This is a genomic window from Streptomyces sp. NPDC054794, assembly GCF_053611585.1.
This window is the reverse complement of sequence record NZ_JBSHAQ010000027.1, coordinates 44,470-69,172: the sequence shown is the minus strand read 5'-3', so window position 1 is coordinate 69,172 and position 24,703 is coordinate 44,470. Positions and strand designations below refer to the sequence as shown.

The 24,703-nt window shown below is 68.9% G+C and carries 25 protein-coding genes and 3 pseudogenes; 13 read left to right on the top strand and 15 right to left on the bottom strand.

Going from position 1 to position 24,703, the window contains the following annotated elements:
• Positions 1-10: 10 nt before the first annotated feature.
• Positions 11-205: pseudogene (locus ACWGKT_RS26890) on the bottom strand (transposase); the annotation flags it as partial.
• 73 nt (positions 206-278) lie between these two features.
• Positions 279-1,310 (bottom strand): hypothetical protein, encoded by a 1,032-nt coding sequence (locus ACWGKT_RS26885; protein WP_453275733.1) that lies wholly within the window; start codon positions 1,308-1,310, stop codon positions 279-281.
• A gap of 208 nt (positions 1,311-1,518) precedes the next feature.
• Between ACWGKT_RS26885 and ACWGKT_RS26880 the strand changes: the two genes are divergently transcribed.
• On the top strand, positions 1,519-2,115 hold the full coding sequence (locus ACWGKT_RS26880; RefSeq protein ID WP_453275732.1) for a hypothetical protein: 597 nt from the start codon (positions 1,519-1,521) through the stop codon (positions 2,113-2,115).
• A 132-nt stretch (positions 2,116-2,247) separates the two neighbouring features.
• Positions 2,248-2,343 (top strand): annotated as a pseudogene (locus ACWGKT_RS26875) (IS21-like element helper ATPase IstB); the annotation flags it as partial.
• 27 nt (positions 2,344-2,370) lie between these two features.
• On the opposite strand, the gene ACWGKT_RS26870 reads toward ACWGKT_RS26875, so the two are convergent.
• On the bottom strand, positions 2,371-2,871 hold the full coding sequence (locus tag ACWGKT_RS26870; RefSeq protein ID WP_453275731.1) for an NUDIX hydrolase: 501 nt from the start codon (positions 2,869-2,871) through the stop codon (positions 2,371-2,373).
• A gap of 806 nt (positions 2,872-3,677) precedes the next feature.
• Positions 3,678-4,529: a LysR family transcriptional regulator gene (locus ACWGKT_RS26865; protein WP_453275730.1), complete on the bottom strand. Its 852-nt coding sequence runs from the start codon at positions 4,527-4,529 to the stop codon at positions 3,678-3,680.
• A gap of 80 nt (positions 4,530-4,609) precedes the next feature.
• On the opposite strand from ACWGKT_RS26865, the gene ACWGKT_RS26860 reads away from it, so the two are divergent.
• Positions 4,610-5,143 carry a cupin domain-containing protein gene (locus tag ACWGKT_RS26860; protein ID WP_453275729.1) on the top strand — a complete coding sequence of 178 codons (534 nt, stop codon included), beginning with the start codon at positions 4,610-4,612 and terminating at the stop codon, positions 5,141-5,143.
• Between the two features lie 399 nt (positions 5,144-5,542).
• Here ACWGKT_RS26860 and ACWGKT_RS26855 read toward each other — a convergent pair whose 3' ends face one another.
• On the bottom strand, positions 5,543-5,746 hold the full coding sequence (locus ACWGKT_RS26855; protein ID WP_093471257.1) for a cold-shock protein: 204 nt from the start codon (positions 5,744-5,746) through the stop codon (positions 5,543-5,545).
• A gap of 283 nt (positions 5,747-6,029) precedes the next feature.
• Between ACWGKT_RS26855 and ACWGKT_RS26850 the strand changes: the two genes are divergently transcribed.
• The gene (locus tag ACWGKT_RS26850) at positions 6,030-6,242 is read left to right on the top strand and encodes a hypothetical protein (RefSeq protein WP_356149946.1); all 213 of its coding nucleotides are present in this window, start codon (positions 6,030-6,032) and stop codon (positions 6,240-6,242) included.
• Between the two features lie 246 nt (positions 6,243-6,488).
• On the opposite strand, the gene ACWGKT_RS26845 is transcribed toward ACWGKT_RS26850, so the two are convergent.
• Positions 6,489-7,166 carry a helix-turn-helix transcriptional regulator gene (locus ACWGKT_RS26845; RefSeq protein ID WP_453275780.1) on the bottom strand — a complete coding sequence of 226 codons (678 nt, stop codon included), beginning with the start codon at positions 7,164-7,166 and terminating at the stop codon, positions 6,489-6,491.
• Between the two features lie 84 nt (positions 7,167-7,250).
• Between ACWGKT_RS26845 and ACWGKT_RS26840 the strand changes: the two genes are divergently transcribed.
• Positions 7,251-7,682, top strand: a complete 432-nt coding sequence (locus ACWGKT_RS26840; protein ID WP_235455674.1) for a DoxX family membrane protein — start codon at positions 7,251-7,253, stop codon at positions 7,680-7,682.
• 326 nt (positions 7,683-8,008) lie between these two features.
• On the opposite strand, the pseudogene ACWGKT_RS26835 reads toward ACWGKT_RS26840, so the two are convergent.
• A pseudogene (locus ACWGKT_RS26835) lies at positions 8,009-8,335 on the bottom strand (DNA cytosine methyltransferase); the annotation flags it as partial.
• Between the two features lie 259 nt (positions 8,336-8,594).
• On the opposite strand from ACWGKT_RS26835, the gene ACWGKT_RS26830 reads away from it, so the two are divergent.
• Entirely contained in the window at positions 8,595-9,083 is a 489-nt protein-coding gene (locus tag ACWGKT_RS26830) for a GNAT family N-acetyltransferase (protein WP_453275728.1), read from the top strand.
• 1,218 nt (positions 9,084-10,301) lie between these two features.
• Here ACWGKT_RS26830 and ACWGKT_RS26825 read toward each other — a convergent pair.
• From ACWGKT_RS26825 to ACWGKT_RS26815, 3 genes are all read right to left on the bottom strand, one after another.
• Complete coding sequence (locus ACWGKT_RS26825) at positions 10,302-11,465, bottom strand: ROK family transcriptional regulator (protein WP_453275727.1); 1,164 nt, start codon at positions 11,463-11,465, stop codon at positions 10,302-10,304.
• A 79-nt stretch (positions 11,466-11,544) separates the two neighbouring features.
• Positions 11,545-12,231, bottom strand: a complete 687-nt coding sequence (locus ACWGKT_RS26820; RefSeq protein ID WP_453275726.1) for an SDR family oxidoreductase — start codon at positions 12,229-12,231, stop codon at positions 11,545-11,547.
• Positions 12,228-12,884: a hemerythrin domain-containing protein gene (locus ACWGKT_RS26815; protein WP_453275725.1), complete on the bottom strand. Its 657-nt coding sequence runs from the start codon at positions 12,882-12,884 to the stop codon at positions 12,228-12,230. The genes ACWGKT_RS26820 and ACWGKT_RS26815 overlap by 4 nt, the downstream gene beginning before the upstream one ends.
• Positions 12,885-12,988: 104 nt before the next feature.
• Here ACWGKT_RS26815 and ACWGKT_RS26810 point away from each other — a divergent pair, with 104 nt between their 5' ends.
• Complete coding sequence (locus tag ACWGKT_RS26810; protein WP_453275724.1) at positions 12,989-13,600, top strand: TetR/AcrR family transcriptional regulator; 612 nt, start codon at positions 12,989-12,991, stop codon at positions 13,598-13,600.
• Here the strand turns inward: ACWGKT_RS26810 and ACWGKT_RS26805 are convergent.
• Both ACWGKT_RS26805 and ACWGKT_RS26800 read right to left on the bottom strand, forming a co-directional pair.
• Positions 13,566-14,054, bottom strand: coding sequence for an MmyB family transcriptional regulator (locus ACWGKT_RS26805; protein ID WP_453275723.1), 489 nt, complete (start codon positions 14,052-14,054; stop codon positions 13,566-13,568). The two genes, ACWGKT_RS26810 and ACWGKT_RS26805, sit on opposite strands and share 35 nt — an antisense overlap.
• Positions 14,036-14,707 (bottom strand): methyltransferase, encoded by a 672-nt coding sequence (locus ACWGKT_RS26800; protein ID WP_453275722.1) that lies wholly within the window; start codon positions 14,705-14,707, stop codon positions 14,036-14,038. The genes ACWGKT_RS26805 and ACWGKT_RS26800 overlap by 19 nt, the downstream gene beginning before the upstream one ends.
• A 403-nt stretch (positions 14,708-15,110) precedes the next feature.
• Between ACWGKT_RS26800 and ACWGKT_RS26795 the strand changes: the two genes are divergently transcribed.
• Entirely contained in the window at positions 15,111-16,046 is a 936-nt protein-coding gene (locus ACWGKT_RS26795; protein WP_453275721.1) for a terpene synthase family protein, read from the top strand.
• A 27-nt stretch (positions 16,047-16,073) separates the two neighbouring features.
• On the opposite strand, the gene ACWGKT_RS26790 is transcribed toward ACWGKT_RS26795, so the two are convergent.
• Positions 16,074-17,600, bottom strand: a complete 1,527-nt coding sequence (locus ACWGKT_RS26790) for a sensor histidine kinase (RefSeq protein WP_453275720.1) — start codon at positions 17,598-17,600, stop codon at positions 16,074-16,076.
• Positions 17,597-18,316 (bottom strand): response regulator transcription factor, encoded by a 720-nt coding sequence (locus tag ACWGKT_RS26785; RefSeq protein WP_453275719.1) that lies wholly within the window; start codon positions 18,314-18,316, stop codon positions 17,597-17,599. The genes ACWGKT_RS26790 and ACWGKT_RS26785 overlap by 4 nt, the downstream gene beginning before the upstream one ends.
• Positions 18,317-18,577: 261 nt before the next feature.
• Here ACWGKT_RS26785 and ACWGKT_RS26780 point away from each other — a divergent pair, with 261 nt between their 5' ends.
• The 5 genes from ACWGKT_RS26780 to ACWGKT_RS26760 all read left to right on the top strand — a co-directional run bounded on the left by ACWGKT_RS26780 (position 18,578) and on the right by ACWGKT_RS26760 (position 23,494).
• Complete coding sequence (locus ACWGKT_RS26780) at positions 18,578-20,050, top strand: sulfatase family protein (protein WP_453275718.1); 1,473 nt, start codon at positions 18,578-18,580, stop codon at positions 20,048-20,050.
• Positions 20,051-20,140: 90 nt separating this feature from the next.
• On the top strand, positions 20,141-21,346 hold the full coding sequence (locus ACWGKT_RS26775) for a beta-1,3-glucanase family protein (protein ID WP_453275717.1): 1,206 nt from the start codon (positions 20,141-20,143) through the stop codon (positions 21,344-21,346).
• Between the two features lie 35 nt (positions 21,347-21,381).
• Positions 21,382-22,101, top strand: coding sequence for a chitinase (locus ACWGKT_RS26770; RefSeq protein WP_453275716.1), 720 nt, complete (start codon positions 21,382-21,384; stop codon positions 22,099-22,101).
• A 14-nt stretch (positions 22,102-22,115) separates the two neighbouring features.
• Complete coding sequence (locus ACWGKT_RS26765; RefSeq protein WP_453275715.1) at positions 22,116-22,985, top strand: glycoside hydrolase family protein; 870 nt, start codon at positions 22,116-22,118, stop codon at positions 22,983-22,985.
• A 74-nt stretch (positions 22,986-23,059) separates the two neighbouring features.
• Positions 23,060-23,494: a septal ring lytic transglycosylase RlpA family protein gene (locus tag ACWGKT_RS26760; protein WP_453275714.1), complete on the top strand. Its 435-nt coding sequence runs from the start codon at positions 23,060-23,062 to the stop codon at positions 23,492-23,494.
• Between the two features lie 9 nt (positions 23,495-23,503).
• On the opposite strand, the gene ACWGKT_RS26755 is transcribed toward ACWGKT_RS26760, so the two are convergent.
• The gene (locus ACWGKT_RS26755; protein WP_453275713.1) at positions 23,504-24,685 is read right to left on the bottom strand and encodes an ROK family transcriptional regulator; all 1,182 of its coding nucleotides are present in this window, start codon (positions 24,683-24,685) and stop codon (positions 23,504-23,506) included.
• Positions 24,686-24,703: the final 18 nt, after the last annotated feature.

Here is a 24,703-nt window from a genome sequence, read left to right as displayed (position 1 = left end):
GTCCGGGGTGCTGCAGGTTCTGCTCGTTGCCGTCCGCCAAGCGCGCGGCCATCGCCTGGATCGACTTGCGGCGACCGTCCAGCATCAGTCCCCGCGGATAGCAGTCACCCTTGACCCGCTGGTCCTTGCGCGGCACGGACGCGAACACATCAGCGACGTATAACGCCAACGTCGCCCGGACACGGTTCACTTCATGTGTGTCCACACACCCAACCTGCACCCGAACAGGCCCGGGAGGAAGACCTGACGGAGTCCTACGAGAGAACCCGACAACCGAGTTACACCACTGGCTGGACACACCCTCCTCGTGCTGCCTGGCGCAGGAGCTGGCCACCGCTCTGTGCCGTGCTCGGGGTGGTTGCCCCGATTGATCCGTGCACGAGGTCGATGCCGAGTCGAGTCGGGGTATGGTGGACGGTTTGGCCGTTGCGGATGGTGGTGATGAGGCCGGAGTCGCGGAGGGCGGAGGCGTGTCGTGAGGCGGCTGCGGCTGATACGCCGAGAGCCAGCGCGAGCCGTCCGGTGGTCAGGGCTGGTGTCCTGACCACGGTGACCAGGGCCGCCGCCCTGGTGGTGCCGAGAAGGGACATGAGGGCAGGGGGCGGGGCGCCGAGTTCCGGGTCGCGGGTGATGGTGCCGGCGGCAGCGGGGTAGTTGACGGTGACCGAGTCGGCCAGGGGGTCGAACATGATCCGGGTGGCCAGCGCTGTGGGCTGGAAGATCAAGGGCCGCCCTTCCAGGGACTCTTCCGCGTCGACGAGAGTGTTCAGGCGCAGTTCTCTGCCGTCCCAGCGGATCGATGGATGCAGGGAGTTCAGCATGTCGTCGGTGCCGCCGAGCGCGGCACGGACTCCTGCCTTGGCTGATGCGGTGGCGACGGCCGAGGTGATTCTTCGACGGTAGGGGTCCAGGGCCGTGGCGCGGAGGCTGGTGAGTATGTGGTTGAGCGTGTTCACCGCGCCCATGTGTCCGTCGGCAAGCGCGCGGGTGAACGCAGTCAGGGCGCCGGATCGGGCCAGGTCGCGCAGATGAGCGGTGGCTGGCGGGGACTCAGGGTCGATTCCTGACGGTGTAGCGCGGGTGACCTGATCGAAGAACGCCGGAATGTAAAGGCGCGTGTACAGGTCGAACAGTCTGCTGTGGGCGGGGTTCCAGCGGCTGGCGACCTCCAGCCGCCACCCGGCCAGTCTCCGGTTGGAGGTCCTGTCGGCCAGTTGAGCCCCGCCCAGCGCGAGCTCGTAGCCGAAGTCAGGTGTGTCGGCGACCTGTAATCGCTCGAGGTCGTCCGTCGAGAGACTGATCCGTATCAACCTGGCATCCCCCTTGTGCCGGCGAGCGGGCGACAGACCTTTTGCATGCTCACGCAAAAGCCTATCCGTTGGGGTACTGACGGTCGATCGTGGAACACGACTTCGGCCACGAGCAACTGCTCGCAGACGAAGCCTGTGACGGCGTATATCGCGCCTCACGACCAGAGCCGGCCAGCGCACCGCGGGCCGTCACCTACCAGGGGGAAATATGCGCAAGAGTGTCGTAGCAGTCGGCGCCTCCGGCCTCGCGGTTCTCGCCACCCTCGGCGTCGGGGGGACCGCCAACGCGACTACCAGTGCCGCGAAGCCCACCACCCAAACGAGCCACCGCACGGTGCTCACCCACCTGCCCAAGGCGGCTGCGCACGGCACCGCGGCGACGGCCTGCGGCGTCAACCTGATCAACATCGGTCAGCCTGGGAACGTCTTCGGAACGCGCGGCCGCTACGCGGGCCAGGTCGAGCAGATGTACGACACCAGCTGCGGTACGGTCTGGGCTCACTTCCAGTGGGACAGCGGGTACAGGGCCACCTATGGTGGGGACCTGATCAATCTCGTCGTGAGCTCGCCTGCCTCGGACGGTGGCCACTACGCCATCTTCTGGAATCTCGGCACGAGCTCCAAGGACTGGTACGTGGGCAACATCAACCACGCCCTCCCGAGCCCGCAAGACGCCTGGCGTGTGGGAGCTCAGTGGAACAACAACGGCTGCGTCGCCTGGGGAACACTGCACTGGTACGCCGGTCAGGACTTGTCCGGCCCGACGGCCACCTGCGGCGGCAACTGGTGGATCGCCCCCAACTGACCAGCAGAGCGCACGAGCCGGACCCCCGGACACACCGGAGTCCGGCTCCGCTGCTGAGTGCTCAGGGGGCTTGGGCACGCAACGGCACGTGTAGGGCCTTGAGTTCCATCGTCATCCCGGGAGTGTTTCGGGCGTGCGGGCATCGGCGGCAACATCATCGAGACCGGCACCGACTCCTACCGCCTCGCGACCACTCGCGCCCGAGCCGAACAACAGTCCCTGGGCTGAGGGGCCCGCTCGAAGAGGCGAGAAAGGTCAGGACTGCGCGGTCCGGAACGCGAGATACCGGCTGAAGGCTTCGTGGCTGTCGGGAGTGAAGCGCCTCTCCAACAGGGCCGAGTGAAGCTCCGACTCGGTCAGCCAGCCATGCCAGGCGACCTCATCGGGATCGGGGGCCACGGCGTCCGGAACCACGGCTTCATGCAGGCCGAGCCAGTGAGGGCTCAAGCCACTGCGGTTGATGAACGTGAACAGCAAGCGCGGCAGGCCACGAATGCCCAGCTCTTCGGCCAACTCCCGCGCGGCAGCCTGTTCATAGGATTCGCCGACATCCACGGCGCCACCGACCATGACCTCATAGAGCCCGGGAAAGCGCGACAGCTGCTCCGACCGCCGATGGACGAGGATCCGGCCACGCTCATCACGACACACCGTCGAGGCGATGCGATGCAGCCAACCCTCCCGGATGGCCTGCCGACGTGTGACCACCCCCAGGACACGATCTTGGCAATCGACACGCTCCACCAGTTCATCCACGAAGCACACCCTGGCAGAACCCACTGACAACGCCGTTTCTCGGCGAGCCGTTCTCGGAACTCGACAACATTCTGGACCCGCTTGATCAACATCTGTTGCCTGAACTCGGCGTCTACCGTTCGCGCGTCACACCGACGAAGCCAGCCGCTCGAAGGCGAGCCGGCCTGCCTCCCATACGACCAGCTCGCCGTCGAGCGCGGTGGCGACAGGCAACTGTGCGGCCGTGGTCACGATTCCCGCAAACAAGGTTGCCATCTGGGTGCCGCGCCTCGAACGCAGCACCACCCGGCCCGCGCCACCCAACTCCTGCGCGCTCTGCTCGTCCTGACGAACCTCGAAGTCAACCGCTGACGGACGATCTTCTCCGCAGATTCCCGCCCGCGACCAGCAGTCGGTTTGTCGATCCTGATGACATAAGGGATGCCAGGGCCATTTTGTCGAGTCTGGTGCGTGAGTCTTCGAAAAAACGCTCCCGTGCCGTCGGGGTGTGGTGATCGTTTGGCCGGGCCCACGGCCGAGCGGGGGCGGCCCGGACCGAAAGTGGGGTCCTTCAGGGGCACCGGAATCCGCGAGAGCGACTGGGCCGAACTCACGCCTGGGTGGGGGAAGGGCTGCCCTGCGGCTACGGAACGTCACCGATGCTCGTGATCGCCCGGATTTGCCCGGTCGGTGCTCATGGTTACGCGGAATTGTTCGCGAAACCGCGGACTCTCAGAGCCTGTAGCACGATCTTGAGGATCGAGACTGATGGTCGTGCACGGTATGACGATTGTGCTGGCTGTGCCGTCGGGCCGCGGATGAGGTGCTCAGTCGTGGTAGGCGGCGATCGCGGTCTGGAGGAACGAGCGGATCAGGGGATTGGTGTCGCCCTCCTTCCAGGCCACCACCACCCGGCTCGGCGGCATGTCGATCAGCGGCACCACAGCGAGCCCCTCTGCCGGCTCGTGGTCCAGGAGAGTCAGTCCGACCGTGCCGTTCCAGAGAACGGCCTGCCGGCATTCCTGGACGGCACGCACCACCGGACCCTCGCGCGGCTCTCCGCCATTCCAGTAGGACTGCCAGAGGGGGTCGGTGCCCTCCGGGAAGCGGAACCAGTGGCGGTCGGCCAGGTCGGCCAGCTTCAGGCTGTCGCGTCGGGCCAGTGGGTCGTCGGCGCTCAGCAGCGCGCCCACCGGGTCGGCACGCAGCTCGTGCACGGTCAGGCCGGTCTCGTCGAACGGCCCGCGGGTCAGGGCTACGTCGACCAGTTGGGCGTGCAGCCCGCAGGTGGGATCGGTCAGGTCGGTCTCGCGGACGCGGACCTCAACGCGCGGGTGCCGTCGATGGTAGGCGCGGGCCAGCCGGGTTGCGCCCGGGTCGGTGCTGTTCCCCAGGATGCCGACGGTGATGGTCGCGGCGCCGGCCGCTGCGGCCACGCGTGCGCGTGCCCGGTCGGCTTGGTCGAGCAGGGCGCGCGCCTCATCGAGCAGCACCGCCCCCACCGCAGTGAGCCTGACACCGGCGGAGGACCGGTCGAACAGCGCGGCGTCGACCTCGGTCTCCAGCTGCTTGATCGCCCGGCTCAGCGGGGGCTGACTCATGTGCAGCCGGGCGGCGGCCCGGCCGAAGTGGAGCTCCTCGGCGACGGCCACGAAATAGCGCAGCGTGCGTAGCTCCATGGTGCGACGATACCCGTACGGTATCGAGGTCACGGAATGAGTCTTGGACAGTCGCAGCGCCCCGGCCGTGGAATCGACGCATGACTGATGAATCAAAGGCCCGTGAGCCGATGGCCGACCCCGCCGTGTCGGTGGTCGGTCCGGGCGACGGGGAGACGATCCTCCTGGGCACTACGTGCATGCGTGTCCTCGAGGACGGCAGCAACACGGGGCACCGCCTGGGGATCGCCGAGTCCGTCCTCGCGCCGCACACGCCCGGACCGCCGCAGCATCGTCATGCCCAGCACGACGAGGGTTTCTACATCATCTCCGGCACGGTGCGGTTCACCGTCGGAGAGAACGACTACGACGCGACCGCGGGCACGCTCGTGATGGTCCCGCTCGGAGCCCCGCACACATTCGCCAACGTGACCGACCAGCCGGCCGTCATGCTCAGCACTTTCACGCCGGACCTGTACGTGCAGTACTTCCGGGATCTACAGGACGTGATGGCCGACGGCCAGGCACTGACCCCACAGGCGAGCATCCAAACGATGAGCCGTTACGCCACTGAGCCCGCCACCGACTTCGCCGCGGGGTGTGTCAGTGGGAGTCGCCAACGTCGCCTTGCGTGACGGCCGCGGGCGGCGTCAGCCGCGGCTGTCGACGGACCCCTGTCAGCGGCGCGCCCTGCCGACCGTTGAGGGCGAGCTGCCGTTCGGGACGTTCTGGTCGGCCGCTGCTTCTACCGCAGCGGTCGATGCGCGGGTTTTGGCGCAACAGGCCGTGGACGGGATGTTCCTGAAGGGGCCGGACGTCGCCGGCCCGCGGGCCGGCGGAAGGTAGACCGTCGGTGTTGCTGTGTGGCTGTGGGTCGGCAAGAGCACCACCACCACCTGCGGTCCCCACCAGGCAAGCGCGGGCGTCGGCGGAATCACCGTGACGGTCACAGTGGAGGGTCGGAAGCCTCCCGCTGCCGGAAGAAGCCCCAGCCGGTGGGTTGATCCGGGCTGGGGCCTCTTCGTGTCCGGTGTTTACAGGGGGCGGATGTTCTCCGCCTGCGGGCCCTTCTGGCCCTGCGTGACGTCGAACTCGACCTTCTGGCCTTCCTGGAGCTCGCGGAAGCCCTGGGTGGCGATGTTCGAGTAGTGGGCGAAGACGTCGGGGCCGCCGCCTTCCTGCTCGATGAAGCCGAAGCCCTTTTCCGCGTTGAACCACTTCACAGTGCCCTTGGCCATGTGTCTGTCTCCTTCGAGGGGACTCGTATCGGGTCCCGCACCGTGCGGGATCCGGAGGTGATCGCCCTGGTCCGGAGAGGCGTTGAACAGCAAAAACGCCCGCGATGGCGATCACGGGCGAACGGGACTTCGGAACCACGACTGCTGACTACGACGTTACACCGACTGGTGCCGGTCGGCCACAGAGAATCACGGAGGCAACGTGTTTCGTGGGGCGGCGCCCGGTTGCGGCGGGAGCCGTTTCCCAAGTGCACTTCGCCTGGGGCTGGGTGAGGCTGAGGTTATGGCTGAGCGTCGTGTGATCGTGTTCCCGCCCGTTGGGGGTGGTGGCCGGCGTGTCCAGGTCGACAGCGAGACGTTGGGCACCGCGTTCGGTCTGCATGATCTGGCGGTGTTCCTGGAGCGTGCGGGCCTGGAGGGGTTGGACGTGGTGGACGTGGCGAACTCGCCGGTGATCGAGTGGCACGGAGGCGGTCCGGAGGTGTGGGAGGACTGAGCGTCCCGCCGTGGTGCCGGCGGCCGTCATCACTCGTTCGGCCCAGTGCTGTCGCTTGTGGGCTGGGGTCCGCCGGCCAGGGGCCCCGGTTCCGCCGCCGAGCGGGCTTGCCCAGTTGGGCAGATCGGCTTGCCCGGCGACGAGCCGGCGGTCACCAGGACATCGATCCCGGCGGGCGGCCGCACGGTCCAGGAGGAACACCCATCCGCAGGTCCTGCCCGGCTGTGGGACGTCCCCCTTGCATAGTCAGGCGGTCGGCTCCAGCCGGACGCAGCAGCGGCCGGGGTCGGGCGCCAGGCATGCTTCGAGTCTGGTCTCGCCCATGCCCTCAAGGACGCCGCGCAGCAGGTGGAGGTTCATGCCGCACACCGTCTCGGTGTGCTCACGAGCGAGCGTGTGGAACGGACAGTTGACAAGAACGATGGCGTCGCCCTCGCGCCGCGGCTCGAACCCGTACCGCTCCAGCAGGTCGACGACACCGGGACCGTCCTGCTTGCCCAAACGATCGCCCAGCTCCTGGGCCCTGCGGTGCAGCACGGTCCGCGCCGGTTCACCGGTTGCCTCGGATTCCTCCACGGCCTGCGCGAGCAGTCTGCCGGCGATCTCGTAGTGCCGCTCCGGCAGGCTGACGTACACCTGCGTTGCCGAACGTCGGTAGAGCTTGGCCGGCCTGCCCGCGCCTGGTCCTGCGCGCCCGCTGCGCCGCTCATAGACGACGTCGAGCAGGGATTCGTCGGCCAGTCGGTCCAGATGGAACGCCGCAGTCTGCCGCGCCAGGCCGAGAGCCGCTGCCGCCTCGTCGCGGCTGACCGGGCCCGGCCGGCGCACGACATGCTCGTACAACCTTTTGCGCGTCGGCTCGTCGAGAGCAGCGACGGCGGAGACGGCGGCGTCTTGTGCTTCCTTCGGCTGGTCCACGAACACCAGTGTAAAACCCATGGCCATTGACTAAAGAACGAGCGAGGTGCTTCTATCGTTAATGAAAGTTGTCTATAGAAGGAGGGTGCCATGTCGTCCGCATCCATCACGTCCGCCCGCACCCGGCGGGCTGTGCTCGCAGACCCGGGCTACCAGGCCTTCCTGATCCTGCGCACCGGATTCGCCGTGGCCCCGGTGCTGTTCGGCCTGGACAAGTTCACCAACCTGCTCGTGGACTGGCCGGCCTACCTCGCGCCCTGGATCAACAACCTCGTCCCGGGCAGCGCCCAGGCCGCGATGTATGCCGTCGGTGTGATCGAGATCGTGGCAGGCATCGCCGTCGCCCTTGCGCCACGCTTCGGAGGCTGGCTGGTGGCCGGATGGCTCGCCGGCATCATCGTCAACCTGCTGACCATCCCGGGCTACTACGACATCGCGTTGCGAGACTTCGGACTGCTCCTCGGCGCAGTCGCCCTCGCCAGGCTCGCCGAGCGCTACCAGGGCAAGCATCAGCCATCGTGAGTACTCACCGACTCCGCCACCCGCCCGCCGCCCTGCTCCAAAGCCGGGGCGGCGGTGCCCGGTGAGCCGGGACGCCTGGCTCGGGCCACCAGCTGCCATCCAGCCAGTGCGGTCCCGGGATCGCGCAGCGGGCGCAGGATCCCGTCGGCCGGTGCGGAGGCGGTGAAGCTGTAGCGGCCCAGGACGTTGAGGTTTTCCTGTGCTTGAGCGGGAACGGCCGGGCCACGTCCTCGTCCTTGATCTCGCGGCCCTCGGCGCGGAACTGGACGAGGGCGGCGTCGACGTTCGTCGATGAGCTGACCACCCACCCGAGGCGCCGAGCAGGGCCTGCTCGGCGCGGTACACCGGCGGGCCTCCTCACGGCCGGAGGCGAGATCGGAGGCTGCCTGGTGGACGAGCGGCTGGTCGACCAGGCCAAGCCGCTTGCTCGCCATCGACCACGCCCGGCACGGCGGGGAGGCGATCAGCTCGAGAATCCGACCGGAGGAGATCCATACGGGGTAGCGGGCGACATCGGTTTGGATCGTCGACCGACCGACTCGAGCCCGGGTTTTGCAGGCGAAGCCGTCCCACTCCAGGCCGATGTCCCGGGCCCCGGGGACGGTGAGGGCGTGGCTCCAGCCGCCGGGGTCCGCGAACGGATCGGGGATGATCCGCCTCACGAGGCTGGCTCGGAATTTCCTGTACCGGCTCGGCTTCGCCACGGCAGGCCCAGAAGGAGCAGCCGTTGGCCACCCCGTTCTCCGGTTGCTCCGCAGCGGTTCGGGCGTCCAGTTGCTGCCGGCGGGCGACGCGGCAGTGACGTGGTCGATCGGGGCCTGGGCGAGTGGTTCCCGGGAGTGGTGCAGGAACGCCTGCCCGAGCAGCCGACCCGCCGCACGAAGGTATTCCCCGGTGCGAAATACTTGCCCGATGAGTTCACGTACTTCCCCGATCAGCCAGCCGATCTCGATACGGAGGGCCGTTGCGGGGGATGCCAAACGGCTCACGCGGCTCGTGCGCGGCTCAGGCGCCTACAAGGGTAAGTACGCAGCCGCAGTCGCGGGCTACCGGGTCGGTCCTGATTACATCGAGGCCCACCGCGCCTTCGTGGCCGTCGGCGCCAACGAGCATGGAGGCCGGGTCCTCGGGTTCTACTCGCTCGTCCTCGCTCCACCGGAGCTCGACCTGCTGTTCGTCGCCGACGAAGCGCAAGGACGGGGTATTGGACGGCTGCTCGTCGCGCACATGCAGTCGGAGGCCCGTGCCGCCGGGCTCGACCGTGTCATGGTCGTGTCGCATCTTCCCGCCGAGGACTTCTATCACCGCGTCGGTGCAGTGCGGATCGGGACCGCGCTCGCGACCCCGCCCGCCGTGCCGTGGGACCGTCCCGAATTCGAGTTTCGCATTCCTTCGGAATGACGCGGCGTGCCGATCGCAGGGCACCGGCTCCGCCTGCATGGTGGCCGGCGTGCAGGAGCCGCTGTAGGCCGCGTGCTCCGTGTGTGCGGTCGTCTCTGCCCTGGCGGGGGGGGGATCGTCTGCGCCGGCGGCCTCTCCCGGCGACTCCCTCGCCTCCGGCACTTCCAGGGCCATCGAAATCGCGCACACCTCGGCTCGCTCCACACACGCTCGAGGTCGGCCGCTGTAAATCCGTGGTTTCACACAACCGTGATCTGCGAGACGAAGTGGCCACAGTCCACCGTCAGCGTTCCCTGAGCATGCGCGCGACCACGTCGAGTGACTCCACGGGCGCTGCCGTCTCCGCCGCCAGCGTCCCCCCAAGGTCATCGCCTTCCCCGGGCCATCCCCGTTCTCCGGAGTACGAGTGGTCGGCCCACCGTCGCCGTCAGGCCCGCATGCGGTCACGGTGGCTCCTCGCCGCTCGCTGGTGCTCAGGGTGCCGTCCCGGGAGCGCGAGGGGCCCGCGCCAAGCCCGGTGCCGGGCAGATGCTATGGCCCCACAGTGCCCTTGAACGGTATTTCCTCGGCCAAGCGCCCGATCCCTCTCACTGGCTGCTTGCTGGATCTGGTCGATGAGGTGGTGCTGTGATGCCGTCGGCGAATGTGCCCGCCTCGGTCGTGCCCGGTGGTCTTGCCGCGGGTGACGGCGGCGTACAGGCGGGCGAGGTCCTGCACGCCGTCGCCTGGCGTGACCGTGACGCTCGTTTGACGCTCCGGCCACTCCAGAGACCGCCCCCAAGGTGGAAGAACCCCCGTTGAACTGCGGGTTTTCGCGCATCCAGTCCTTGGGGCATGTTCCCGATGACCTCACATGTGGAGTGCGTGGCGATCTTGGAGCCTGCGGCGAAGGGCCTCTGACCTGCGTGCTCGTGGATCAGAGAGCCTGCTCGACCTCTTTTTGGTGCCGAGCAGGTACACGGTGTGGAGTGCGAGGAGTGGCTGAATCCGTCGCCGATGTGAGGGTGGTGGCGCATCACCTGGAGCTGGCGGCAGCCCGGCGTTGGTCGGCGCGGGCACGTGGCCATGTGCGAGCGATTGACTGATCCCGCCCTGTTGGAACGAGCCGTCGCCGACAACAGCGCGGTGCGGAGCCGCTGACGGCGATCCCGACAGACCGATGCCCTCTCGGAGAGGACACAAAGTGCCTGCCTGGAGGGCGACTTCAGCCGTTCCGTCTCAGGCGGACGGGATTGAAGCGGCGTCACTGGGCGATTGCAGCAGCGAGGCGGCGCCGACCGCTGTGGCGAAGTCGCCCAACTCGGCCCGGCGGACGGGCATCAGCGGTGGCGAACGGTAGGTCACGGCGTTCGCCCGCACCTCGTTCTCCAGCGGTTTCATCAGGGGCAGTCCGAGCGTGACGAGCTCGCCGCCCACCACGACCATGCTCGGCCCGAGTGCCTTGGCCAACCCGGCCAGAACTCTGCCCGTGTGGATCGCGGCCCGCCGTACCACCGCGTGCGCGGCTTCCTCTCCCGCACTCAGCGCGGCCGCCAGCTGGGGCAGATCCGCCGCGGACCGGAAAGCGTCGAGCACCGCCGTGGTCGACGCCACCGTCTGCAGGCAGCCCCGGCCGCCGCAGGAACAGGGCGCACCCGCGGGCTCGGCGAGGATGTGCCCGAACCCGCCCGACCGGCCGTGAGTGCCGCGGTGCAGCACACCGCCGGTCACCAGGCCGCCGCCGACACGGTCCGACAACTCCAGGTACAGGACGTCCGTCAGGCCCTTGGCCGCGCCCCACACCGTCTCGGCCAGCGCCGCCAGCGGCGGACCGTTGCCGAGCCGCACCCGGGCGCCGAGGCCACGGCCGAGCATGTCGGCCAACGCCCGCTCGTCGTCGGAGGCGAAGGAGGCGGTGGCAGGGTCTGCCACCGAGACTCCCACATCGCCGAGGGGGCCGAGGCGAGGGACGGTACCGGTCAGTCCTGCGGCCAGCCGTCGTGCGATGGCGATCCGCTCCGACCACGGAGCGGCGGGGGAGTGTGTCCCGCCGACCGTGCTGATCTCGTTGCCTGCCACAGTGATCGCGGCCAGCCGGACGTGGTGTCGGCCGAAGTCGATGCCCAGCAGGCGGCCGGCCGCCGGATTGAGAGCGAGCTTCTCCGCAGGGCGCCCCGGCCGCCGTGGTTCGGTGTCCGGGACCGTGGCGATCACCCGCCCACTGTCCACGAGCCTGCCGACGACCTTGTACAGCGTCGTACGCGACAGCCCGCACCGTGCGCCGAGCTCACCTCGCGTCATGGGCCCCGACTCGCGCAGCAACCGGAGTACCTGGTCTGCGTGTTGTCTGCCTCTGGGCGTAGGCGCGGCTGTTGGGACGAGGACCTGCTGTATGTCGCGCATCCGTTCGTACGTTCGTGTCGTTGCCGTCAAGAGGTCAGCGCTGGGTCGGCGGATGTGGCACGCGGTGAGTACCGGGCCGTCAGGTGGCGAGCAGGCCGCCGTCCATGTGCAGGTCGTGGGCGTTGATGCCGGTGTTGCGGAGCAGGAAGTCGGTGGCGTCGGCGATCTCGGCCATGGTCACCAGCCGTCCGATCGGTGTCTGGGCGGAGTGCGGTGGGTTGGGGACGTCGCGCCACTTGGGGCTGTCGCCGATCAGGCCGGGGTGCAGGGCGTTCACGCGGTGCGGCGCGATCTCCACCGCGAGGGTCCTGACCAGGCCGGTGATCCCGGCGTTGAAGGTGCTGACGATCGTCGAGCCGGGGTACGGGCGCTCCTTGGCCAGCCCTCCGAAGAGCACGACCGACGCCTGTGGGGTGAACCGGTCGCGCAGCACGCGGACGGTCTCCGCGTAGCCGACGAGCTTCATGGTCACTGCCGAGACCGCGTCCGTGATGCTGAACTCCGCGAGTGTGTTGACCGCTTGGCCCACGGCGGTGATCACCAGATGGTCGACCTGGGTCACGTCCGCGAGCGAGGCGTCGATGGTCTCGGGCCGGCCGAGGTCGAGGGCCAGCCCGCGGGTGCCGCCGCCGATGCGCGCCGCTACGGCCTCGGCTCGCGCCTTGTCCCTGGCGGTGACGATGACGTCGTCGCCGCGGCTGGCGAAGTGCTCGGCGATGACGCCGCCCAGTCCGCCGCTGCCGCCGACGATGAGTGTGCTGGTCATGCTGTGAAGGTCCTTTCGGGTTCGGTGGCCTGGAGGCTGCTGAGGGTGGCTTTGGCCTGCTCGCGCATGGCCGGGACGAGGTGCAGGGCGGCTTGCGGCAGGTTGGCGGTGACGGCCGCGAGTTCGCCGGGAGTGCCGACCTGCTCGAAGAAGCCGATGTTGAGGTGGGCACCCACGGGCGGGGCCGAGGCGATGACCGTGCGGGAGAACTCCGCCCAGGCCTCGTCGGACATGTGTGTCGTCAGCGCCGGGAACAGCACCGGCTCCTCGTGTTCCAGGTGGGCGTGCACCAGGTCGCGTACCGCCACCGCCGCGTCGACGAGCGCCGTCCGCTCGTCGGCCTCCTGCACGGGAGCGGCCGCCAGCGCGTCCAGTGCCGCGTCCAGAGCGTCGTGTTCGGCCGCCAGGTCCGCCAGCCCGGCGGCCGCCGCGGGATCCGCGGCGGTCAGTTGAGGCCAGAGCACGTCGTCCTCGCTCTCGTGGTGGTGCCGCAGCGCCGCGACGAGGAAGTCACGCAACTCCGCCAGTGCCGTGGAGGGGGCGGTGTCCCGCTGCGCCGCCTCCGCCAGCAAGGACGTCGCGGCCCTGTGCATCTTGTGCAGCAGGCGGGTCTCGGCGACCGCCGCGCCGCCTTCGGGTGTCTCAACACTCACTACGGGATCCGTCTCGCTCGTTAATATCCAAGTGGATACTAACGTAGCAGTGGCGGCGGACAATGTGTCGCGCCGCCGTAGAGTGATCACATGAAGGAGGTGCCGTGAACGACGCAGATCCGGTCGCCGAGCAGCCGCGCAGGCGCCGGAGGGATCCCGAGGGACACCGGGCGGCCATCATCGAGGCGGCCCGCCAAGCCTTCGCCGAGCGCGGATACGCCCGTACGACCCTCCGTGAGATCGCCGGCCGGGCAGGCGTCACGCACGGTCTGATCACCCGTCACTTCACCTCCAAGGAAAGGCTGTTCCTCGCCGCGGTGCCGGGCAACCGCGACCTGGAGGACGTCGCGGCCGGTGACCCCGCCACGCTGCCCGACCGGATCGCCCGTGCCTTCGTACGGCGACTGGAGACCGACGCCGTCAACGATCCGCTGATCGCCCTGCTGCGGAGCGCCGCGTCCGACCAGCGTGCCGCGTCGGACCTCCTGTTCGCGATGCAGGAGCACAGCACCGCCGTCTACCGGTCCGTCCTGTCACCCGGTGAGACCACCGCCCCCGGCGACGACCTGGACACCCGCGTCGCGCTCGTGGGGGCGCAGATGATCGGGGTGGCGTTCAGCCGGTACATCGCACGGACCGAGCCTCTCGCTTCGATGCCGTCCGACCAGCTCGCCGAACACCTCACGCGGATACTGCGGGGCGTCCTCTTCGGCTGACCTCCTCGATCAACCGCCGGGGGCGGTTCAAGCGGTCCGTGGTCGGCGTGCCCGGCACGGGCTGCAGCAGGAGCAGCCGCTGCCGGGACAGGGGGCTGGCGAGGACCACACAGTCCAGATCGAGGCGTCCCACCTGACGGTCGACCACGGACTTCGTCGAGCAGTGCAGCGTCGACACCCGATGCCGGTCCCACATGTCGGCGAACTCCGCACTTGCCGCGCGCAGATCGGGCACCAGTGTCGCGGCGGCGGAGTCGTGGCCGCGCTGGGCGAGGATGGCCCTGAGGTCGGCCACGCACGACAGGCTGGTCGCCTCCTCCTCCTGCGTCGATGCTGAGCGCAGCACGGAACGCCAGTGCGTGGAGGTGAACCAGTGCCAGGTCAGGTTCCTCTCGTGACCGGGCCGGTCGGTGAACGTGCCGAACAGGGCGATGTTCAGAGGGTTCTGCGCCACGACGTTGGAGAGGTCGTCGCAGATGAGCGCGGGCGTCGCGGTAGAGGTCGAGCGCCTTCTCGGGCGTGAGGCGTCCGCATCCTGGAGTCCACCGGGAAGACCGCGGCGCCTGGTGCTCGGCTCGTGGCGCAGGACGCGTGGTCCCAGTCGTGCAGGATCGCCGCCAGCACGTAGACATCGGCGGACGGCACCGACTCGAAGAAGTCACCCGCGACGACGTCGACGCGGTCGGCCATCCCGGCCTCCTCGATCGTCTTCCGCGCGCTCGGGAGGATCTCGGGCAGATCGAAGAGGATCCCCCGGCGTGCGGGCTCACATGCCAGCAGACGAGTCAGGACCGTGCCGTCGGCGCCTCCGATGTCGGCGACGACCTCGCCCTCGGGAAGCCGGTAGCCGGCGAACATCCGGTCGCGCATTCCGCCGACGAGGCCGGCCATGCCCCTGTTCTGCAGTTCGGCCCTTGCGGGATCCGCGACGATCCAGTCGAAGAACGGCTTCCCGAATGAGCGTTGAGCGGCGGGATCGCCGGTCCGGACGGTGTGCAGCATCTCACTGAAGGGCAGGCAGTGCGTCTCCATCCAGTACAGGGCGACGTCCCTGAGCGAGCCGGGGCGCCGGGTGGAGAGGGTGGCGCCGAGGGGCGTCAGCTCCACCGTGTCCTCGGTCGGCTGACGGAAGACACCGAGGGGGCGAGGCTCCGGATGAGCCGGCTCAGCAATTCGGTCGTGCGCCGCAGTGCGGGGCCAGTTCGTCGGCCCTGGCGCCGCCGATCATGTGGAGCGACGGCGGCGGCATGCCCGCCCCGTCCGCACCGACGATCGCTGGCGGTTCTGGCTTTTGCACGGTGATTCCTTCCGTCGACAAGGCGTGAATGCCTCGTCGGTGGCGAGTCGAGCATCATTCTGATCCGCTTATGCGCACCGGACGCGCTTCGGCCGGTTATTCCTGCGGGGCAACAGTGTCAGCCGGAATAAAGGCGACTTCGCTTGCCGATTCGGGGGAGTTGGTGTAATTGCTCGCGGACGCGCGGAGTTGGATTAATAAGCCAGTAGCCGGATGAATTCAGCAGACCGGAAAGGCCGCCCTCGCGAGCCGCTACGTTGCCCGAGAGAGGGAAACGCAGAGCACGGGACGTCCTGTCGCATGTTCGACAGCCGTCATCCACGAAGGGGCCCGGCTGTCCTGTGCATGGTTCTGGCCGCGGTGATACTGGCCTCGTGCACGGCAGACGGGAACACGGCCGATGGCGGGCCCTCGCCGACCGCCGATCATCCGGAGGGCCCGGGGGGCGACCCGTTCTCCATCGGGTTCCGCGACCTCTCCACCCGCGCACGGGCGAGCGCGCCCGCCAGGGTGGTGCGCCGGTGGGTGGAGGGCCACATGGAATGGTTCTTCGCGGTGGCCTGCCTGACCGCCTACCGGACCTCGGGCACCATGCCGTCGCTGTCCGACTACGTGAACCTCGGCCCCCGGGACCGGGCAATGAACCTCACCGGATCCCTCATCGAGCTGGCCGAAGGCACCTGCCTGCCGGACGCGGAGCGGGAGCCCCCGGCCGTGCGGGCCGTGACGCAGGTGGCGAACATGCTGGTCACGATCGGCAACGACCTGTTCTCCCTGCACCGGGAGACCGAGCACGACGTCCTGGAGTCCAACTTCGTCAGCGTGCTCCAGCACGAACGCGACTGCACCACCGAGCAGGCGGTACGGGACGTGGTGGCGCTGCACGACCGGCTGATGTGCCGCTACCTGACCCTGCGCGAGGAGATCGAGCCGACCGACCGCGGCGGTGCGCCGCCACCTGAGCCAAATGGAGCATCTCGTCCGGGGCAACCTGGAATGGAGCGTACGGGTGTCCCGCTACCACGACGGCAGAGCGGTCGAGCCGGTGATGTCACCGTGGTCGAGGACTCCTTCCGACGGCCGGTCGAGCGCACCGTCGATCCCCGCCGTCGCCTGGTGGTGGACAGAGCACTGAGTGCCGGCGCATGAGGGACGAGCAAGGAGTCTGCTGCCGGATCAGTGTGCTCGGCGTGGATCGGTCCGACCGGGAGGAGTAGCGGTGAACAGGCCCGGCGGGGACTGTTCGGGCGTGCCCGTGAGCCAGTCGCGGGGCAGCAGCGTCAGGGTGTGCTCCACGTCCTGGACGCCCGTGGACGGCAGGCTGACCTCCAGGCGGGTGCCGGGGCGTCCGTCGGGGCGGTCCGACACGGTGATCCGGCCCTGATGCAGGGCGACCTGCTGGGCGACCAGAGTCAGGCCGAGGCCGGAGCCCGGGCTGTCCGGGCCCCTGCGGAAGCGCTCGAAGACCTCCTCGCGGCGCTCCGGGGCAATGCCGGGTCCGTGGTCGTCCACGGCGAGTACGGCAGTCGCCTGATGCCCACCGCTCGGCGCACGCAGGGTCACCTCGATACGGGCGACGCCGTCGGCGGCGCGGCCGTGGGTCCAGGCGTTGGCCAGCAGGTTGTCCACCGCCGAGCGCAGCCCCTGCTCCCAGCCGTGGACGCGCACTCCGGCGGTGGTGTGTACGGACACTTCGGCGTCGGGACGGCTGCGCCGCAGGTCGGCGACCGACGCCTCCACGAGCTCAGCGAGGTCCAGCGACGTGAACGCGTCCGCCTCGATCAGGTCGCCTTGCGCGAGCGCCTTCAGCATCACCAGCAGACCCAGCAGCCGGGCGTGTTCGCGACCCAGTTCCCCGAGGACCTCCGTCCGGTCCTCGGGGTCGAGTCCGGGGTGGTCGGTGAGGATGTCGAGGTTGGTCCGCATGCTCATCAACGGGGTGCGCAGTTCGTGGGAGGCGGTCGCGGCGAACGCACGCGCGGTGGCCAGCGCCTCCCCGGTGCGTGCCACCTGCTCCTCGTAGCGGGCCAGCACGGTCTGCACCGTGTGCGCGAGGTCGTCCACCTCGGCGATCCGGGTCGGCGTGTGTTCCAGACGTACGCTGCTGGTCCGCGGGTCCAGACCGCTGGTCCGCCGCTGCAGCCGTCGTAGCGGAAGCACCGCTCTGGCGGCGATGGCCCAGGCGGCGGCTCCGGCGAGCGCCGCGGCCAGCAGTGCCCCGGTCAGCAACCGTCCGCGCACCAGGGCCAGTTCGTCCTCGGCGGTGTCCGGTGACAGCAGCCACAGGTTCGGCGTGGTGCCCTCTTTCGCGGCACCGACGCGCAGCGACAGGACGAGCCAGTCCTTGCCGCCGGAGGTCACGCTGACGGGGTTCGGGGCGTTGCGGGGCAGTGTGGGGTAGGGATCGGGCTGCGGACCCGCCGAGATCGTGCCTTGTGGCCCGGTCAGCCGGATGCCCACGTCCCGCGCGGAGTTGACCAGCCGGCCTCGGCGGACCCGTTCCAGGAGCGGGTGGTCGGTGCCGGCCACGTCCAGGTACGCCTTGGCGTTCTTGGCCACGACCGTCGCGCGGGCGCGTAGTTGGTCGTCCTGGTGGGTGCGCAGGTCGTTGCCGACCAGGTGCAGCAGCAGCCAGCCGGAGGCGAGGACCAGCACGGGCACGCTCACGCCGACCGCGAGCGCGATGCGGGTGGACAGTTTCACGGCGTGCCCTCGGTGTGCGGCGGCCGTCGGTCCGCGCGCAGGACGAAGCCGACCCCGCGCACGGTGTGCAGGATCCTGGGCCGGTCGCCCGTCTCCAGTTTGCGGCGCAGATAGCTCACGAAGGTGTCGACGGCGTCGCTGCGGATCTGGAAGTCGTATCCCCATACGAGGTCCAGGAGTTGCTCGCGGGTGAGGACGATGCCGGCGTTGCGGGCCAGGACCTCCAGCAGCGCGAACTCACGCCGGGTCAGCTGCAGCGGTCGGTCGTCCAGAACGGCCTGGTGAGAGGCGGGGTCGAGGTGGAGGCCGCCGACGCGGACGGTGGCGGAGGCGGCGGCCGGCGGGCGGCGCCGCAGCAGGGCACGCAGCCGCAGGACCAACTCCTGGAGCGCGAACGGCTTGACGAGGTAGTCGTCCCCGCCCACCTGCAGCCCCGCCACCCGGTCGGCCGTCTCGTCCAGCGCGGAGAGCATCAGCACGGGTACGTCGTCGCCGTCGTCGCGCAGGGCCCGGCACACGTCGATGCCGTTGAGGTCGGGCATGGAGATGTCCAGGACGATGATGTCGGGGTGGCCGGCGCGGGCCTCCGCGAGGCCGGTGCGACCGCCGTCCGCGACGACCACGGTGAATCCGCTCAGCCGCAGACCCCGTGCGAGCGACCGTCGTATCGCCGCGTCGTCGTCGATCACCAGTACCCGCCCGGTCCTGTCTGCCATGCGCACCTCGGTTTCACCGTGTTGAACGAGTCTGCCGGAAGAAGACCGATCAAATCACATGATGCGACAGCCCCGGATGGAACGGTGTCCGTGAGTTGCTGCCTTCGCGGATTAATTGGCCTCGACGCGGATTAATTGAGCTCGGTTCGGAATAATTCGACGAGAGGCGAACAAATGTTGACCGGACCGGAATCGCGCTGAAATGCTCCGAGCATGACTCGTTCTCGTCAATTACTGACACTGGCGGTCGGGTTGGTGGCAATGGCTTTCTCCGTCCAGAGCGGAGTGAGCGGGGCGGCGACAGCCGCCGTCACCACCCAACCCGTCACGCAGCCGGCCGCATCCGCTGCGGCGGCCGCGGCCAAACCGAACATCGTCTTCGTCCTCACCGACGACATGTCCTCGAATCTGCTGCCGTACATGCCCCAGGTGCAGAAGCTCCAGTCGCAGGGCACGTCGTTCAGCGATTTCGTGGTCAGCAACTCGCTCTGCTGCCCCTCCCGTTCGTCCATCTTCACCGGCGAGTACCCGCACAACACCGGTGTCCTCAGCAACGAAGGACCCAACGGCGGCTTCAATGCCTTCCACGACAACGGGCTGGAGAAGGACACCTTCGCCGCGGCGCTGAAGGCCAAGGGCTACCGCACCGCGATGATGGGCAAGTACCTCAACGGTTACGACCCCAGGTCCACCGTCGACGGCCAGCAGCCGTACGTGCCGCAGGGCTGGAGCCAGTGGGACGTCGTCGGCAACGGCTACCCGGAGTACAAGTACAAGCTCGCCCACAACCACACGATCGAACCGCACGGGAAGAAGAACAAGGACTATCTGACCGACGTCCTCAGCAAGAAGGGGCAGTCGTTCATCAAGAAGTCCGCGGCGGCGAACAAGCCGTTCATGCTGGAGGTCGCCCTCTTCACGCCGCACGGCCCGTCCAGGCCGGCTCGCCGGGACAAGAAGGACTTTCCCGGGCTGACGGCGCCGCAAGGGCCCGCCTTCGACAAGCTCCCGACCAACGCGCCGCCGTGGCTGGCCCGGCAGAATCCGCTGACCCGGAGCGAGAAGAACACGATCGACAAGAAGTTCCGCAAGCGCGCACAGTCGCTCCAGGCCGTCGACCAGATGCTCGGCAAGCTCCGCCAGACCCTGACCAGGGCGCACGTCGCCGACAAGACCTACGTCGTCTTCAGCTCCGACAACGGCTTCCACCTCGGTGAGTACCGCCTCAAGGCCGGGAAGCAGACGGCCTTCGACACCGACGTGCGAGTGCCGCTGGTCATCGCCGGCCCCGGCGTCGCGGCCGGCCGGACGAGCCACGCCCAGGTGTCGAACATCGACTTCGCGCCCACGTTCGAGAAGATCGGCGGCGCCGCCGTGTCGTCCCGGGTGGACGGGCACAGCATGCTCCCGCTCCTGGACGGCGGATCGGCCGCGGGCTGGCGTACGGCCAACCTGATCGAGCACCGTCACGCCCAGCAGGCCCCCGACGACCCCGACAATCACGGCACCGAGAGCATCAGCCCGCCCAACTACCACGCCATGCGCGCCAACTCCTACACCTATGTCGAATACGACAGTGGCGCCAAGGAGTACTACAACCTGCGCACTGACCCCGACGAGCTGCACAACATCGCCGGACGGCTGAGCCGGGCCCGCCTCGCGAAGCTGCACACCGCGCTGACCCGGCTGAAGAACTGCCAGGGCGACGGCTGCTGGAGCGCCGGACACCCGTAGCCCGTGAGCCAACAGGTCCCGAACACAGGCCTGTTCACCCCCTCCGGCCCGTTTCCCATCATGCACAGCACCGGAAAGAGGTTCTTTCGCATGTTCTCGTCCGATGCCCAACCGCCCAGCCGTCGAAGGGCGCTGGCTTCGATCGCAGGGGCCGCCGTCGCCGGATCCGCGCTCCTGTCCGGCGCCCCGCGCGCCTTCGCCGACTCCGACGGTGCCGAGCCGGCCGCCGAGGCGGCGCGCGGCGGGCTGCCGCTCACGGTCGTCAACAGCAGCGGCAAGTTCGCCAACCACGCGATTCACCTGTACATCGTGGGCAGCAAGGGAGGCCGGCAGGTGCGGGTCACCCGGCGTGGCACCCTGGCCCCCGTCAAACTCTCCGACAACCACACGGGCGGCTTCACCGACTACGCCATCCCGCTCGCCGCCCACGGCGCGACCAAGCTGCGACTGCCGCGCATGTCCGGACGCATCTACGTGGCCCTGGGACACAAGCTGAAATTCAAGGCGGTCAGGGGCGCCGACGGCAGGATCGGCCTGCAGCAGCCGGCCGGCTGGGTGGAGTCCGACCCCAACTACCCGGTTCTGCACGACTTCGTGGAGTTCACCCACGACGCGGCCGGCATGCACTGCAACACCACCATGGTGGACATGTTCAGCGTTCCGATGACGATCGGGCTGAACGGAGCGAAGAACCACAGCACCGGCCGACTGCGCGCCGGCGGCCGCGCCCATGTCTTCCACGCCCTGCGGAACCACCCGGACTTCTCGCGGCTCGTCATCGGGAACCGGCGCATCATCGCCCCCAGCCACGGCCTCGACGCCGGACTGTTCCCCCAGCACTACTTCGACCACTACATCGACAAGGTCTGGCACACCTACCGCGACAAGAACCTCGTCGTCAGGACGAACGCGGGCACCTTCACCGGCCGGGTCAGGGACCACCGGCTCACCTTCTCCGGCCCGGCGCAGGTGTCCTTCGCCAAGCCCTCCACCCGTGACGTGCTCTTCTGCGACGGGGCGCTCGCCGCCCCCAACGACGGGACCACCGGCCCCGTCGCCGCCGCCCTCGGCGCCGGGTTCAACCGCTCGACGCTGCTGAGCCACCACAAGCAGCCCACCACCCAAGCCTCGGCTTTCTACGGCACCGCCGTCACGAACCACTACGCCAAGGCCATCCACGCCGCGACCACCAACGGCAAGGCCTACGGCTTCGCCTTCGACGACGTCGCCGACTGGGCCTCCTACATCGAGGACCCGAGGCCCCAGCACATGCACCTGACGCTGACCCCGTTCTGAACCGACCGCCACCGTCCACCGCAGGGAGTTCCCGCATGCGCAAGCCACGCACCGTCCAGGCCGTTCTCACGGCCGTACTGATCACGAGTTCTGCGATCGGTCTCAGCGTCGACACGGCGTCCGCCGCAGAACAGCGGGGCGGATTCGTCGTCAGCAAGGCGCAGTACAACAAGATGTTCCCGCACCACAAGAAGCTCTACACCTACAAGGGCCTGGTCAAGGCGATGAAGGCGTTCCCGGCCTTCGCGCACACCGGCGACGCCAAGACCAGGAAGCGTGAGGCAGCCGCGTTCCTCGCGAACGTCAGCCACGAGACCAGCGGCCTGATCTACATCAACGAGCAGAACAAGGCCAACTGGCCGACGTACTGCCAGCCGGAGCCGTACGGCTGTCCCGCTGGACAGTCCGCCTACCACGGCCGCGGCCCGCTCCAGATCAGCTGGAACTACAACTACAAGGCCGCCGGAGACAAGTTCCACGTCGACCTGCTGCACCACCCCGACCTCGCGGCGAAGAACTCCGTCGTGACCTGGAAGCTCGCGCTGTGGTACTGGATGACCCAGTCCGGCCCCGGCACCATGACGCCCCACCACGCGATGGTCGGGAGCGGGGGCTTCGGCGAGACCATCCGCAGCATCAACGGCAGCCTCGAATGCAACGGCAGCAACACGGCCGAGATGCGGGACCGGATCGCGAAGTACAAGAAGTTCACCAAGATGCTCCACGTCGGCACCGGCCGGCACCTCAGCTGCTGACGGCGGGGGACGTCATGCCGCACATACGCGTCCTCGCCCTGCCGTTACTGCTCTCGGCCGTACTCGTGGCCGGCAGCCAGGGCACAACGCCCACCGCGTTCGCGGCGGGCGGCCATTCCGCTGCCGCTTCCGCGGCCCCCGCTGCCTCCGCTGCGAAGAAGAAGGGCATCAGCGCCTGGAAGTTCGACGGGGTCACCAAGGCGCTCGCGAACTCGAACGTCGGGTGGTTCTACACCTGGTCCTCGGGCAAGGGCGGCATCAAGCCCCCGCGAGGCGTCGAGTTCGTGCCCATGATCCATGACAAGGGCTCGGTGACCAAGAAGGAGCTCGGCCGGGCGAAGAAGCAGGGCAGCACCCTGCTCGGCTTCAACGAACCCGACAGGCCGGACCAGGCGGACATGGCCGTCGACCAGGCACTCGACCTGTGGCCCCGGCTGCAGTCGACGGGTCTGCGGCTCGGCGCTCCCGCCGTGGCCACCGGTGGCGATGTGGCCGGCGGCTGGCTGGACCGGTTCATGAAGGGCGCCGCCGCCCGCCACTACCGGGTCGACTTCATCCCACTGCACTGGTACGGCGCCGACTTCAACTCCCAACGGGCGACAGGGCAGTTGCGCAGCTACATCGAGGCCGTGCACAAGCGGTACAAGAAGCCGATCTGGCTCACCGAATACGCCCTGACCGACTTCTCGTCCGGCACCCCGCGCTATCCGACCAAGGCGCAACAGGCCGCCTTCGTGAAGAAGTCGACGGCCATGCTCCAGCACCTGTCCTACGTGCGGCGCTACGCGTGGTTCACCCTCTCCACGAACCGCGGCGACGGCACCGGCCTGTACCACGGTGCGAAGGCCAACCGGGTGGGCGTCGCCTATCGGGCGGCGGGCTGAAAGGGCCCTCTGCCGCCCTTCCGACCCACCGACATGCGATCCAACCTCAAGAGAAGAGAAACGAGGCTCACGACATGAGCAAGCGGATCCTGCACGCCTGCCTAGCGGCCGGAACAGCCGCACTGACCGTGGTCGTCGCCCTCGCTCCGGCGAGTTCCGCCGCGACCGACTCCGCACAGGCCCACCGGCCGAAGTGCTGGGCGACGCATTACGGCCCGGTACCCGCCGGCAGCACCACGTCGAACGGCGACATCTTCGACAACAGCAAGAACACCGCGGCGACTTCGCTGACCCGCAAGCACCAGCTGCCCTTCGGCACCAGAGTGAAGGTCACCAACGTGGCGAACGGCAAGTCCCTGGTCGTACGCATCAACGACCGTGGCACGTTCAAGCACACGAAGCAGGAACCCAAGTGCCTGGACCTGACCGACGGCGCCTTCCGCAGGCTCGGTGGAAGCCTCGACCCCGACGCCGGTCACATCGTCGTCCGGCAGAAGGTCCTGCACTAGCCACCCGGTTCACGGCATGAGCGCCCGGGCTGTCCCCCGCAGCCCGGGCGTTTCGCGATCCGCGTGCCGCCGGAGCAGGGCGATGGCGCCGAGGGCGGTGCCGGGGTCGCCGAGTCCGGCAGGAATCAAGCGAGGCACCCCGTACGAGCCGCGGGCGATACGCGTGTCGAGCACGCGCTCGATCGGCGCCATCAGGGCCCGGCCCGCGTCGACCAACTCACCGCCGATGACGATCACGTCCGGTCCGACGGCGTGGCTCACATCGGCCAGCACCCTCCCGACCTGCGCGCCCACCCGCGACAGCACCGCATGCGCGATCTGGTCGCCGGACTCCAGCGCGGTCACCAGCTCCGGCACGTCCGCCACCGCACATCCTGCGGTGCGGCAGGCGTCTAGTACCGCCCCGATCGACGCCACGGTCTCCAGGCATCCGACCGCCCCGCACTCGCAGGGCGCGCCGTCGGGGTCCACGCTGATGTGGCCGAACATTCCGGAGCGGCCGTCCGCGCCGCGGTGCAGGGCGCCTGCCATCACCAGTCCGCCGCCGACGCCGTGCGACAACCGCAGGTACAGCACGTTCCGTTCGCCCGCAGCGGCTCCCCAGATCGTCTCGGCCAGGGTGGCCAGCCGGGTGTTGTCGTCGATCAGCGCCGGTGCGCCGAAGCGTTCGCGCACGCGCGCCACCACGACGTCATGCCGAGGAGACCACAGCGGCCGGTGCCCCGACGGTCCGACCGGCCCGACCACGCCGATGCCGATTCCGTTCAGGGCGCCCGGTCGCAGCGTTCCGCCCGTCAGTCGGTCCGCCAGCCGCCACGCGAGGTCGATGCGGGTCTGCCACGGGGTGTCGGGACCGTGCGGTTCGCCGGTCGTGCCGACTATCGCGTGCGTCGCGTCCATCGCGGCCACCCGCACCGCCCGGCGCGCGAACTCGATACCGAGCAGTCGGCCTGCCCCGGGGTTCAGGGTCAGGACCTCCGCCGGCCGGCCCCGCCTGCGCCGGGCCACCTCCGGTACCGAAGCGAGGACGGTGCCGTTGTCCATGAGCGCTCCGACGGCGTCATAGAGCGTGGTGCGGGACAGGCCGCTCAGAGGCCCTAACTCTCCTCGGGTCAGCGGACCGTGCTCGCGCAGCAGGCGCAGTACCAGGGCCTCGTGCGCGGTGGAGGCCGGTGTCGGCTCGGTCAGCATGGCGAAGGCTCCCCCTCC

Bases quoted from the DNA above. Each gene is read 5' to 3' on its own strand.
- ACWGKT_RS26880 (WP_453275732.1), top strand. From the start codon at position 1,519: ATGCGCAAGAGTGTCGTAGCAGTCGGCGCCTCCGGCCTCGCGGTTCTC.
- ACWGKT_RS26865 (WP_453275730.1), bottom strand. From the start codon at position 4,529: ATGGAGCTACGCACGCTGCGCTATTTCGTGGCCGTCGCCGAGGAGCTC.
- ACWGKT_RS26860 (WP_453275729.1), top strand. From the start codon at position 4,610: ATGACTGATGAATCAAAGGCCCGTGAGCCGATGGCCGACCCCGCCGTG.
- ACWGKT_RS26855 (WP_093471257.1), bottom strand. From the start codon at position 5,746: ATGGCCAAGGGCACTGTGAAGTGGTTCAACGCGGAAAAGGGCTTCGGC.
- ACWGKT_RS26850 (WP_356149946.1), top strand. From the start codon at position 6,030: ATGGCTGAGCGTCGTGTGATCGTGTTCCCGCCCGTTGGGGGTGGTGGC.
- ACWGKT_RS26840 (WP_235455674.1), top strand. From the start codon at position 7,251: ATGTCGTCCGCATCCATCACGTCCGCCCGCACCCGGCGGGCTGTGCTC.
- ACWGKT_RS26830 (WP_453275728.1), top strand. From the start codon at position 8,595: ATGAGTTCACGTACTTCCCCGATCAGCCAGCCGATCTCGATACGGAGG.
- ACWGKT_RS26825 (WP_453275727.1), bottom strand. From the start codon at position 11,465: ATGCGCGACATACAGCAGGTCCTCGTCCCAACAGCCGCGCCTACGCCC.
- ACWGKT_RS26820 (WP_453275726.1), bottom strand. From the start codon at position 12,231: ATGACCAGCACACTCATCGTCGGCGGCAGCGGCGGACTGGGCGGCGTC.
- ACWGKT_RS26795 (WP_453275721.1), top strand. From the start codon at position 15,111: ATGAATTCAGCAGACCGGAAAGGCCGCCCTCGCGAGCCGCTACGTTGC.
- ACWGKT_RS26785 (WP_453275719.1), bottom strand. From the start codon at position 18,316: ATGGCAGACAGGACCGGGCGGGTACTGGTGATCGACGACGACGCGGCG.
- ACWGKT_RS26780 (WP_453275718.1), top strand. From the start codon at position 18,578: ATGGCTTTCTCCGTCCAGAGCGGAGTGAGCGGGGCGGCGACAGCCGCC.
- ACWGKT_RS26775 (WP_453275717.1), top strand. From the start codon at position 20,141: ATGTTCTCGTCCGATGCCCAACCGCCCAGCCGTCGAAGGGCGCTGGCT.
- ACWGKT_RS26770 (WP_453275716.1), top strand. From the start codon at position 21,382: ATGCGCAAGCCACGCACCGTCCAGGCCGTTCTCACGGCCGTACTGATC.
- ACWGKT_RS26765 (WP_453275715.1), top strand. From the start codon at position 22,116: ATGCCGCACATACGCGTCCTCGCCCTGCCGTTACTGCTCTCGGCCGTA.
- ACWGKT_RS26760 (WP_453275714.1), top strand. From the start codon at position 23,060: ATGAGCAAGCGGATCCTGCACGCCTGCCTAGCGGCCGGAACAGCCGCA.
- ACWGKT_RS26755 (WP_453275713.1), bottom strand. From the start codon at position 24,685: ATGCTGACCGAGCCGACACCGGCCTCCACCGCGCACGAGGCCCTGGTA.